The sequence below is a fragment of the Halobacillus dabanensis genome, from assembly GCF_900114165.1.
Taxonomy (GTDB): Bacteria; Bacillota; Bacilli; order Bacillales; family Halobacillaceae; genus Halobacillus; species Halobacillus dabanensis.
Genome location: NZ_FOSB01000012.1, coordinates 26,573 through 38,581 on the forward strand (window position 1 = coordinate 26,573; position 12,009 = coordinate 38,581).

Annotated in this window: 13 protein-coding genes; 6 read left to right on the plus strand and 7 right to left on the minus strand. The window is 43.0% G+C overall.

Going from position 1 to position 12,009, the window contains the following annotated elements:
• Window positions 1-53: 53 nt before the first annotated feature.
• From abc-f to BMZ58_RS17310, 6 genes are all read right to left on the minus strand, one after another.
• Window positions 54-1,913, minus strand: coding sequence for a ribosomal protection-like ABC-F family protein (gene abc-f / locus BMZ58_RS17290; RefSeq protein ID WP_075037799.1), 1,860 nt, complete (start codon window positions 1,911-1,913; stop codon window positions 54-56).
• A gap of 210 nt (window positions 1,914-2,123) precedes the next feature.
• The gene (locus BMZ58_RS21650; RefSeq protein WP_279626144.1) at window positions 2,124-2,231 is read right to left on the minus strand and encodes an RAxF-45 family protein; all 108 of its coding nucleotides are present in this window, start codon (window positions 2,229-2,231) and stop codon (window positions 2,124-2,126) included.
• Between the two features lie 60 nt (window positions 2,232-2,291).
• Entirely contained in the window at window positions 2,292-2,756 is a 465-nt protein-coding gene (locus BMZ58_RS17295; protein ID WP_075037881.1) for a MarR family winged helix-turn-helix transcriptional regulator, read from the minus strand.
• 94 nt (window positions 2,757-2,850) lie between these two features.
• Complete coding sequence (locus tag BMZ58_RS17300; RefSeq protein WP_075037800.1) at window positions 2,851-3,774, minus strand: YegS/Rv2252/BmrU family lipid kinase; 924 nt, start codon at window positions 3,772-3,774, stop codon at window positions 2,851-2,853.
• Between the two features lie 32 nt (window positions 3,775-3,806).
• Window positions 3,807-4,640, minus strand: coding sequence for a hypothetical protein (locus BMZ58_RS17305; protein ID WP_075037801.1), 834 nt, complete (start codon window positions 4,638-4,640; stop codon window positions 3,807-3,809).
• 11 nt (window positions 4,641-4,651) lie between these two features.
• On the minus strand, window positions 4,652-4,882 hold the full coding sequence (locus BMZ58_RS17310) for a hypothetical protein (protein WP_075037802.1): 231 nt from the start codon (window positions 4,880-4,882) through the stop codon (window positions 4,652-4,654).
• Between the two features lie 188 nt (window positions 4,883-5,070).
• Here BMZ58_RS17310 and BMZ58_RS17315 point away from each other — a divergent pair, with 188 nt between their 5' ends.
• Entirely contained in the window at window positions 5,071-5,523 is a 453-nt protein-coding gene (locus BMZ58_RS17315) for a MarR family winged helix-turn-helix transcriptional regulator (protein WP_075037803.1), read from the plus strand.
• Complete coding sequence (locus BMZ58_RS17320; RefSeq protein ID WP_075037804.1) at window positions 5,520-6,902, plus strand: MATE family efflux transporter; 1,383 nt, start codon at window positions 5,520-5,522, stop codon at window positions 6,900-6,902. The genes BMZ58_RS17315 and BMZ58_RS17320 overlap by 4 nt, the downstream gene beginning before the upstream one ends.
• Before the next feature lie 283 nt (window positions 6,903-7,185).
• Here the strand turns inward: BMZ58_RS17320 and BMZ58_RS21240 are convergent, their stop codons facing one another.
• The gene (locus tag BMZ58_RS21240) at window positions 7,186-7,347 is read right to left on the minus strand and encodes a hypothetical protein (RefSeq protein ID WP_167360108.1); all 162 of its coding nucleotides are present in this window, start codon (window positions 7,345-7,347) and stop codon (window positions 7,186-7,188) included.
• Window positions 7,348-7,670: 323 nt separating this feature from the next.
• Here BMZ58_RS21240 and BMZ58_RS17325 point away from each other — a divergent pair, with 323 nt between their 5' ends.
• The 4 genes from BMZ58_RS17325 (at window position 7,671) to BMZ58_RS17340 (ending at window position 12,003) form a co-directional block, all read left to right on the plus strand.
• Window positions 7,671-8,351, plus strand: coding sequence for a hypothetical protein (locus BMZ58_RS17325; RefSeq protein ID WP_244151640.1), 681 nt, complete (start codon window positions 7,671-7,673; stop codon window positions 8,349-8,351).
• 23 nt (window positions 8,352-8,374) lie between these two features.
• Window positions 8,375-9,628 (plus strand): efflux RND transporter periplasmic adaptor subunit, encoded by a 1,254-nt coding sequence (locus tag BMZ58_RS17330; RefSeq protein WP_075037806.1) that lies wholly within the window; start codon window positions 8,375-8,377, stop codon window positions 9,626-9,628.
• A 248-nt stretch (window positions 9,629-9,876) separates the two neighbouring features.
• On the plus strand, window positions 9,877-10,890 hold the full coding sequence (locus BMZ58_RS17335; RefSeq protein WP_075037807.1) for an LLM class flavin-dependent oxidoreductase: 1,014 nt from the start codon (window positions 9,877-9,879) through the stop codon (window positions 10,888-10,890).
• A gap of 162 nt (window positions 10,891-11,052) precedes the next feature.
• Complete coding sequence (locus BMZ58_RS17340; protein ID WP_075037808.1) at window positions 11,053-12,003, plus strand: BMP family lipoprotein; 951 nt, start codon at window positions 11,053-11,055, stop codon at window positions 12,001-12,003.
• Window positions 12,004-12,009: the final 6 nt, after the last annotated feature.

Below are 12,009 nucleotides of genomic sequence, written 5' to 3' on the forward strand. Positions count from 1 at the left end.
TAAAAACTCCGATCCCAAAGAAGCAGCGGCTGTATACAGCCGCTGCTTCTTCCTCATCCCTTCTCCAACCAACTTTCATAAAGGATTTCAACATTCTTTTCGATCTGCTCTTTTTCTAATTGCAGCTGTCCTAGACCATCGATATCTTCACAAGTTTTCATCCGTTCTTCCAGCTCAGACATCTCCTGTTCCAACTGCATGATTTCTTTTTCCACATCTACTGGTCCAGTTTGTTCCTTTGTTCGTTGTCTAGTTTCAGCCTTCTCACGGGGTACACGTTTTTTTTCTTTTTCTTCCAACAAAGCGTGCCAGTATTTTTTCGTCTCCTCATAAGTACCGATGTGACGATGGAGCTTCCCATCAACTAAATAAGCAGTGTGAGTAAAACATTGGTTTAAGAAATACCGGTCGTGTGAAACACCGAGCACTGTGCCGGTGAACTGATTAAGTGCCTCTTCCAACACTTCCTGTGACTCTACATCCAGGTGGTTCGTTGGTTCATCGAGAATCAAAACTTGGATATCCTGATGCATGAACACAGCCAGTTTCAGCCTCATCTGTTCTCCACCGCTCAGGTGACGAATTTTACGGAACACATCATATCCGTAAAACATGAAGCCGGCTAACCTGTGACGTGCCTCCCCTTCCGTTACTCGGATATGATCTCTGAAATAATCGATCATCCGCTGGTCGCGATCGGCTTCTTGTAAGGGGTTTTGCGGCAGGTATCCGATTGTTAGAGAAGGGGCATGTTTGATGATCCCCGCACTTGGTTCTTCTTTTCCTAAAAGAATCTTTAATAGTGTCGATTTTCCACTTCCGTTCGCACCGACGATGGCAATCCGGTCTTGATAACGGACATGAAGATGGACGCTATCAAATACAGGGACTCCATCATAATTCTTCTCTAGACCTTCCACTGTAAAAACATCTTTCCCTGTCCGACCCTCAGCGTCTAAAGAAAGCTTCATTTTCTTCGGATCAACCATCGGTTTATCAAGTTTCTCCATCCGTTCCAATGCTTTTTCCATGCTTTTCGCTTTCTTGAACAGCTTTGGGTTCGGTGGATTAGCTTCGTTCGCCCATTGTCTCAAACGGCGAATCGCTTCTTTCATCTTTTTGATCTTTTTCTGTTGTTCTTCATATTGATGGAATTCAGCCAAAAGTTTCTCTTCCTTTTGTTTCTCAAAAGAAGAATAGTTCCCTTTGTACATATGAACTTCTCCAGATTCAAGATCCATGATATCTGTGACCACATGATCAAGGAATGAACGATCGTGCGAGATGATGCACACGGTTCCATCATATTGTTGCAAATAACTTTCTAACCATTCGATGGCTTGTAAATCGAGGTGGTTCGTCGGTTCATCTAATAAAAGCACATCCGGTTGCTCCAGTAGCAGCTTAGCTAAGCCCAGCTTCGTCTTCTCCCCTCCGCTCAGATTGGCGAAAGGTTGCTCCAGCAAGTGATCGACATTCAAACCGTTCGACACCTTTTGGATGGATGCATCGATTTCATAGCCTCCTTGCTGTGTGAAACGCTCCTGCAGTTCCCCATAAGCTGCTATGGCGGCCTCCATTTTATCTGGGTTTGTCATTTCTTGCTCTAAAGCTTCCATCTCCTTGGCCAGAGATAAAAGATTTTCAAAAGCGAGCTCTACATATGCCCTTCCCGTATCATGCCAGTCGGAAGGGATTTGCTTTAAATAACCGATTTTCGTCCCCTTCTGTATAAAAAGGTCCCCTCCATCCAGGGTTTCTTCCTTTGTAATGATTCGGAAGATGGTTGACTTCCCACTTCCATTCCTGCCGACGAGACCAACTTTTTGATGTTCTTTCATTTCCATATCCAAAGACTCGAACAACACTTCTCCACCAATGATTTTATATAAATTCTTTAACGTTATGATCATAAATAATTTTCCTCCTAAAGACTTTTTGAAGACACAAAAAAGTCAGAGGTCTCGTTACCTCTGACTTTCACTTGGCTCTATTCCCTATATTTGTTGATAGCCACTAAAAAGGAGTATCTGCACACACTTAGCGGGCAGAGTCCTTTCTTCATCAACATCTACTGTTTCAAGCCTTGCCTATAACCCAGATATGAGACGTTACATTTTCCACTATTCAGTTGCCATTTTGGACATACGTGTCCCGTTGACAGCTGAATCATGAATAATTGCACGGCGTACATAATTGATTTGGTAATCTAGCACGTGCATCTGTAACATCTTCATACCCTCCTTTGTCTTTAGTGTTATTGTTATTATAATGGATTCTCAGAAAATTTGCTACTCTTTTATCGTATCTGCATATTTTCCGAGCTTCTTCAACAGCTCAATGGCATCGTGCTTCTCTTCATCAGTCAAGCCACCCATAATCGCTTCAATCTGCTTCCAATGATCAGGGAAAATTCCGTTCAGTAATTCTCGCCCCTTATCGGTGATAGAAGCAAAAGTGATTCGCCGATCATTCGGACATGGGACTCGTTTCAGATAATTTTTCTTCTCCAGCTTGTCCACAACATACGTGATACTCCCACTTGCAAGGAGAACTTTCTCTCCTATTTTCTGCAGCGGTTGTTCCCCTTGGTGGTAAAGAAGTTCAAGGACCCCAAATTCTGTCGGGTTTAATTCATAACGTTGAATGTCATCTTTCACTAGATCAGCTATAGTACGCTGAGCCTTTGACAAAACAACAAACAGCTTCAACGAGGGGTCTTGTTTTTTCTTGCGGTACAGTTCTTGTTCGTTCATCACGGTTCGCCCATCCTTTTCAATAGATAAAGATAGTATAAGTTTAACAAATTCTAACTGTCAAACCACCCCTAAATGATGATCTTCTGATATTTTAAGGGTTGAGCATCGTTTTCAAAGCGTGCGGACCTCCCCCAAGGACTGTGAAATGGTTAGGAAGAACCTGCATACTTTCAGGGGTTTCCCCTTTGATCTCCCCATCCATATCAACCTCCTGGGTATACTGGACATCTACCTTCAGCTTTTCCCCCTGAATGTGATAGAGCTCTTGAAATTCACTTGGATCTGTTTGCGGCCGCCCCATAGTCATCAATTCGCGGAATAAAGTAAGGTTGGAGTTCTTGACAATCAATACATCAAACAACCCGTCCTGCATGTCAATGGAAGGGACAGGCAATCTTCTTGTACCGATAAATTGCCCATTCATGACAAGGATCATCACTGCTTCTCCCTCAATCATTTCACCGTCGATTTTAATTTTGTAATCAAAAGAATCCGCCTGGTTCATCGTTTTTAACGCGCTTATGAAATAACTGAGCACCCCTAGTCGATTCTTTTGATTTTCATCAATATTAAACGATGTTTGTGTTACAAGGCCGATCCCCCAAAAGTTTAAAAAATAATCATTCTCTGTTTTGCCTACATCGACCGTCAATTCTTCTCCTTCTATAATCCCCCTTGCCGCCTGTTCCAAACGTTGAGGGGTGTCCATTACGCGACTGAAATCATTACACGTACCTCCAGGAAGGACACCAATGACCGGACGCTGCTCCAACGGGGCTAAGCAGTTTATGACTTCATGCACCGTCCCATCTCCACCATAAATGAAGAACACCTCTACTTCCGGTCCATAGGAACGACAAACTTCCCTCAAATCCTCTAAGGAAGACGTTTGAATGACCTTTAACTCTTTCACTTCTTCACTGATGATTGGTAACGTCTGACCAAGAGCTGTTCCAATTTCATTTTCACCTTTATTTCCATTATATAAGAAAACACCACTTTGGTAACGAGGCATAGTATCCCTTCCTTCCTCTTATTCATAATTGACTATTTTCCCTGACCTGAAACCAGCCATTCTTCCTTCACTTTCTGTAGAAAGCGTTCAGGTTCATCGACGGTCAAATAAATCCGTCTCACTTCGCGTTTGAATCCGAAAAGCCGACGCCCCTCTATCCCTTCGTTTAACAGGACTTCGAATTGAGGCGGCTGTTTCTCAAATCCAGCAAGTACCAAGGCAAAGGAATACCGATCCTCCAATAATGTTTCACCTTGAAAACGTCGAATCTCCTCCACTTTTTCTAATGGCACGGATATATGGAAACGAAGCCCTTTTTGGAGATGGATTAGGTTATTCTGGATTACGACAGGACTTTTACGAATCGCCTGGTAGTCACCTATTAAGAAGACAAGCGCATAGACGTCAAGAATGGTTGCAATCCAGGCGATGGTGTGGCTGTACTGCAGAAGCATGACATGGACAGCGATGATTTCAATAAGCATCGCATGAACGAGCATAAGGAAGACGCCGAAGTATTCACTATTTTTATGATAACTGAAGGTATGATCGCCCAACGGCTTGCTATCCATGTTTGGAAAAAAGGTGTAGCGGACGGCCGAAGCATCTGTGGATATGAATTCGATGAGCCGCTCCAACTTCCTATAGCTTCCAAACGTTTTCTGATTGGCTGTAGATATTCTTGCAAGTAAATGAGGACATGTTTGAAGTGTAGCCTTAAAGTTCTTTTTCCATGTTTTAAAATTTTTAATCAAAAGAACTAGAAGGAAAAATTCTAAGAGGAGAAAACTTACTTCAACGACAATAATGGAAACGTTCATGAATAGCAGGTGTTCTTGAGCATAGGGCGGAACAATCCAGTACACAAATCCCGCCCCTAGAAGCCATAGAGGAGCAAGCAATGACAGAGTCGGCTTTCTTCGAAGAACAAATAAGAAAAAAACACCGGAAGGACGATCATAATGTCAAGGACGGTTGCCAGCACAAGAATTGGTGGTACTGTACCCGTCGCTTCTATCTTCTGAATAAAGAAGTTCGAAAAAAGTAATGCAGCAATACAAAAGATGCCTCCGTAAAACGACTTCGGATGTGTTTTTAATGCTTGCATGATAACTCCCCCTTCTTTTCCTTTATTTTACTATAAAAAAGAAGCCCTGATGGAGCATTGGATTTAAAAAATATCTGGTCAGGCATTGTTCATAAGGCTGTCATATCCCCTTTCTTTGACGATATAATTTCGTTTACTTCTAGCCACCAGTGATTTATACTATAATTTGTTTAGGGGGCTAAGTAAATATGGAAAGAAATATTGATCAATTATTAGGGTACAACATCAATATGTTGGCACACTTTTTACAGAATATATATAACCAAAGATTGGGAGAGTATGGCCTTACTCATTCCCAGGCGAAAGTGATTTACTTCCTCGCCAAAGCAGGGGAACAATCTCAGACGGACTTACAAAAACGTCTGCATATAAAAGCTTCATCAATGAACGGACTGATTGAGACACTGTTGAAGCATGAACGGATAGCTAAGAGATCCTGTCAGAAAGACAAACGGACGAAGCTCGTTAAACTGACTGAGAAAGGCAAGGAGCTTCATGCGATCATTCTCAACATTATTGAAGAGATCGAATCAGAAGCAGCTCAAGGACTGTCTAAAGAAGAGCAGCAAGTGATGGTTTCCTGGTTAAAAAAAATGCAAGAAAACTTGAAACCTAAAATAATAGGGAGAGAAGACAAATGAAAGAACAAAGTCAACGCTTAGGTTCTCAACCCATCCCGAAGTTGTTAACCAATTTATCTGTTCCAGCGATGATCGGTATGTTTGTCATGGCCCTTTACAATGTGGTAGATACATTATTCATCGCCCGTGGTGTTGGTATCTTAGGTGTATCTGGCGTCAGTATCGGTTTCCCTGTGATGATGATTATTATGGCAATCGCAGCAGCAGTCGGGATCGGCGGAGCATCTGTCATCTCCAGACGCTTAGGGGAAAATAAACAAGAAGAAGCGAACCAAGTATTCGGAAACATTCTTTTTACCATAGTGGTCGTCAGCAGCTTAGGATTTATCGGTGCTTTCACTTTTCTTGAACCATTACTGAGGTTGTTCGGAGCGACTGAAAGCATTATGCCTTATGCGGTCGATTATTTATTCCCGATTATGATCGGGTCGATCTTTTTTTCCTTCGCTTTTACGACGAACAGCATCATACGTTCGGAAGGAAATTCCAAGTTTGCTATGATGACGATGATCATTCCAGCGGTTTTAAACATGATCCTCGATCCTATTTTCATCTTCGGATTGAACATGGGAGTCCAGGGAGCCTCCGTTGCCACAGTCATCTCCCAGGCGACCGTCACCATTGTCGTGCTGAATTACTTTTTAAAAGGGAAATCCTCCCTGACTATTAAAGCGGCCTATCTAAAGCCACAGTGGTTTGTCATCCGTGAGGTGCTAGTCATTGGCATGCCAGCTTTCATCCGTCAGGTTTCCGGGAGCGGAATGATGATTGCAATCAATTGGAGGCTCATCAAATTCGGAGGCGAGTTTGAAGTTGGTGTGTTCGGTATCGTTCAAAAATTGGCGATGTTCACCATCATGCCGATGATTGGTGTATTGCAAGGAATGCAGCCCATCATCGGATATAACTACGGTGCGAAAAATTATGATCGGTTGAAAGAAACGGTCATGTTAGGGATGAAAGTCGTAACGGTCATCTCTGCTGGTATTTTTGTATTGATGATGGCCTTTCCTGAAGGGTTGATGAACATTTTCACTGGAGATTCCGCAACAATCGAAACTGGAGCCTATGCCATCCGTATTATGTTTGCTCTGGCGATGTTGATCGGTGTTCAGGTCGTCAGCGGTGGCCTCTATCAAGCATTGGGGATGGCAAAACCCGCTCTCATCTTATCGATGGCCCGGCAGGTTCTATTTTTAATCCCGCTTGTTTTAATTTTACCGAACTTCTTCGGCGTGACAGGGGTATGGCTCGCTTTTCCACTTTCCGATTTAATGGCATTCCTGCTGTCTATGGTCTTCCTTTATAAAGATCGTTCCTTATTTTTCAGGTCCAAAAAAGAAGATCCTCCCTATCAACCAGCCCCTTCCCAAGGGTGACCACTCAGCACGGTGCCATCACGCATCGTGCTTTTTTCCATTAAAGCTCCCGATTCTTGAAGACTCCGTTTCGAGACTTTAGTGGGAGTTTAGGGGCTACGGGAAAAGGTTCGTCCAGTTCCATCGCCCAGACATTCGCGTCATAAGCAGAACATCAAAGGAATAAAAAACCATTCCGTTGATGTTCTGCTTATGCCAGTCGTGTCTCCCAGGGCGATTCCTCATTTGAATGTCCAGTCCATACGCCGCTGATCAAGGCACTTCCGCTTTCAAAATAGGAGTCTCACCGTTTCCCTCCGCCCCTTTCCATGATAAGTATTTCGAAACCATCTTCAAGTAAAAGAAGCGGCATGATGTAAGTGAAAGTGCGGTAATCACAGGCTTGAAGTGCTATTCTCCCTCTACTTATGGCAGGGTTATTTTTAGGCGATTTCGAGTAACTCATACGGCAAGGGGAGATGGGGGATGAGGAGACTCCTGCGGGAAAGGATAGACTGGCAAGACACCAAAGGTCATGAAGTGACCGAGGAGGCTTGCCGTCTTCCCCGCGGAAAGCGACTTATCCACCACCGACCCTTATTCGCAATAGAATTCTCGAAACAGAGTCTTCCATAATACTGCCATATTGTTGAGTAACATACTTTTTGGGAATTATACGATGAATGGTAATCACCTAACTTTTCCCAGAAAGTTTGTCAGGTAATTATAGCAACAACTGACAATTTCCGTTAGAATAAGACAGAGAGTTTTATTTTTCTAGATTAAAGGATGGAACGCATGGCATACTCGGTTAATTTAATAAAATTATTCACTCGTCGCGAAGATCATTTGTTCAAATTGAATGAAGCGGAACGAATTAGAAATGTATGGAATCTATTATTCTTCCTATTAGTCCTAACGATTCTTACATACGTATGGACAGCATGGCTTGGCCTTGGGACGGATGCCATTTCTGCCAATATGACTGACTTGAATAGGGTCGAATATGAAATGAGGAAAGCATGGTTCTTACTTGGACGCGTAAGTTTTGCTATTCTCTTATTTTTATTCATCATCTTCATTTCATCTTTCTTTTTCTGGCTATTCAACAACGTGTCTTATAAAAAGCTGTTCATTCTCCAGATGAACGTTCTTCTAGTAATGTTAGTAGAACGAATCACCTGGATTCCGCTCATGACTTTTGCTGGGCTCGATTGGTATGTCTCTCCTTTATCCTTCGGTGTAATCGCATCTTATTTTACGACCATCGACTGGGTGATTTACTTTTTCGGAGCCATCTCTATTTTTCAGTTATTCATCATATGGTATCAGGTCAAATGCTTGTCATGGCTTTCCAAAACAAAGATTGGCTGGGTTTGGGTCGGTGTCGTTTTTTGGCATCTTTTGCTATGGGCAGGAACAGCCGCTTTAACCAAATACGATTTATATCTCCTTTATTTAATCAGATAAGAAAGCAGCAGGTGTAAAGATTTATGAAAAAAATCAATTACAAAGGTAGAATCCTGGGACTCTTGATTGTCGCCTTCATTACGACCAATGCTTTCCTCATCTATCTTGATGAAGGAGAACAAGTCGATCGTAAATCATTTATTAATGAATGGTCGCAATCGATCACCTATGATTTATATGAAAAAATGGATACAAGAGGGGTTTTTGCCTCGGAAGAATCCGAACCCGTTTACTTCAATGAAGAAACAGGGTCATTCAACGAATTCCTTGTGTCGGAAGGGGATACGGTGAATGAGGGCGATGGCCTTTATACATACAATGTCCAGAACTATTATCAACAGGAAGCGCGTCTTCAATCGGAAGTCAGTCGTATCGAAGAGGAAATCGATGCTATTGAAGATTTCATTGATGATATTGAAAGTTATCGTGTCCCCGACCCACCAGAAGAGGACAATGATACTGGCTTATTCAACAATAACGATGACTCCAATGACCCCCCACCTCAATCGTACGTTGAAACAGAGTACTTGAAGGAAGAAAAAATAGCTGAACAGGAAGCCGAACTCGCCAAGCAAGAAGCAATGCTGGAAATGACGGAGGATCAGCTTGATCAACTTCAAGAAGATGGAGACCAAATTACAGTTACGAGTGCTTTTTCGGGTACAGTTGCAGATATTTCCAAAGATTTGAAGGCACCATTACTCACTTTAGAATCGACAAATCTTGTTCTGGAAGGAACCATCCATGAACAGGAGCGCAACCAGATTGAAGAGGGAATGCCTGTCGAACTGAATGTAAATGAAATCGAATACGAGACCACAGGAATTCTGGAATCCCTAGATGAATTTCCAGAAGACATCGATGTGAACAAATCTAGCCGTTATCCATTCACAGTAACATTAGAGAATCCTGGGGAAGAATTGCTGCCAGGCTATCATGCAGACGTGAAAATCGTTACAAATGAATCTTTGGATGTAGTTACAGCTATAGAAGCAGCTTTGGAGACGGAAGAGAATCTATTTGCCTGGGTCATGAATGACGAAGGGGTTGTGGAACGTCGGGAAATCGAAACAGGACTTGACGAAAAAGGACTCGTCGAAATCGTGTCTGGGCTTGAAGATGGAGAATGGCTTGCCGTTGAACCAAAAGATGAATTCCGAGATGGAAGAGTCTTTTTCACTCCCATGAACATGGACGATTTGAGAGTTCGTCAAATGTTCGATATGGAGCGTCAATCGATGTTGAATTATGGTTTGCTTGGACTTTTATCACGCTGAATTACCGGACACGAACAGACCGCTGCACATAAGCGGTCTGTTTTTTTCCTCCTTCCAATAAGCTCCCAAACTTTGATTGAGGGTGAGGGGGCTCTGGTAAGCTACTCACTTTCCGGTAACCACTACCATCCATAGTTGCTCGGGAGTGTGTCTAGAGGAAGGTTTTACATTTGCATCTCTTTCCTTCACATGTGAGGATAATAGTTAGATAGAAATAGAACGTACTACCTTTACAAGGGGGTAAAAAAATGAAATTGAGCGTTTTGGATCAATCCCCTATTTTAGCTGGGACAGACCCCAAAGAAGCCCTTAAGCAAACGACAGAGTTAGCAAAGTGGACAGACAGACTCGGGTTCCACCGCTTTTGGGTATCCGAGCATCACAGTACAGGAAGCCTCGCAGGATCCGCACCAGAAATTCTCGCGACTCACCTTGCTGCTCATACTAATCAAATTCGAATCGGAACAGGCGGAGTCCTCCTTCCCCACTATAGTTCGTATAAAATTGCGGAAGCTTTCCGCATTCTTGAAACATTGCATCCAAACCGTATCGACCTCGGGGTCGGCCGAGCCCCTGGTGGGATGCCGAACGTAAACTTAGCTTTGAACAGTGGCCAATTACCAAGCATAGAAAATTATCCGGCGCAAGTGGAGGAATTGATGGCTTATCTGCATGGCCAAGACCCTCATGGTATGGATATTCATGCCACACCCAAAGGTGATACCGCTCCTCCCATCTGGATGCTCGGCTCAAGTGGAACAAGTGCACGTTTAGCTGCCGACCTGGGGGTCTCCTACTCTTTCGCCCATTTCATCAATGGACGAGGTGGAATCAGGGCGATGGAACGCTACCAGGATTATTTCACTTCTTCTATGCAACAAAGTACACCGGCCGGAAATGTTTCTGTCTTTGTCGTATGTGCGGATACAGATGAGCATGCAGAATACCTTGCATCAAGCCTTGATATGGCACTATTGCAAATCGAGCAAGGATACCAACGCTCCCACTTCCCTACCCCTGAAGAAGCACTCAGCCATTCGTACACAATATTCGAAGAAGAGAGAATCCAGGATAATCGCAACCGTATGATTGTGGGATGTGCAGAAAAAGTGAAAGAAGAAATTGAGCAATTAGCAGAAATGTATCACGTAGAGGAAGTGATTATCAATACGATTATCACTCCTTTCGAAGAACGGATGAAATCCTATGAGCTGATTGCGGATGCCTTTGCATTGAGTACCCATTCTACCACTATGACGTAATGTCATGGTGGTTTTTTGTTCCCCTCCCCTTAAAACTCTTTCCAGCCACTTTCCTACCAATTTAATGAGTTAGCACATTATTGAGACTTATTTCCTATTAATTTTGACTCAAATACAGCCGATATCAATAGTTGTCAGACATCATAACAAGGAGTGATAATTGTGAAACGTTCATACATAGTCTTCGTCCTCCTTTCCATAGGCTTCCTATTGGCAGGATGTGCGAACAATGAAACGAAAGCGAATACAGATCAATCGATAAGTGCTGGCTTGATTGTGACAGACAGTGGTCTCGGTGATGATTCTTTCAGTGATTCTGCCTTTCAAGGATTAGAACAAGCCCGCGATGAATTAGGAATTACGTTTGATTATCGCGAGCCTTTCGATCAAGATTACGAGAAACATACCCAGGACCTTTTAGAACAAGGACACGATGTCATCATCGGACTCGGTTACAATTCCCAACAAGCCATTGAAAAACTGGCCAAAGAGAACCCTGAGCAATCGTTCGTCATGATTGATGCAGTCTCTGAACTTGATAACGTAACCTCCATCACCTTCAAAGAAGATGAAGGAAGTTACTTGATAGGTTTGATTGCCGGTATGAAAACAGAAACCGATACGGTTGGATTCATTGGGGGCGAAAATATCCCTGTCGTAGAACGATTTGAAAAAGGGTTCATAGCAGGTGTGAAAGAAGCGAATCCTGACGCACAAGTGCTTTCTGAATATGCTGGTACATTTGATGACGATGGAAAAGGAGCGTCTATCACACAAGAAATGGTTACTAAAGGTGCTGATTTCGTCTTCCCGGCAGCCGGTTTCACAGGAATAGGAGTATTGAAAGAAGCACAAAGGCAGAAAATTCGTGCCTTTGGTGTCGATAGTGATCAATTCTTTGTAGCTGAAAAAGCGGTCGTTTCTTCCATGTTGAAAAACGTCAATGTAGCCCTTTACGGAGTTATGGAACAGTTGAATGAAGGAGCGGAACTCGAAGGTGACACAAAAACACTTGGAATCGAAGAAAATGGTGTCGGACTTGCTCCGATCCGCCTGGTAGAGATGACGAGTGAAGAACAGGATCTATTGAATGAGGCGACAGGAAAGGAATGAAGGAGG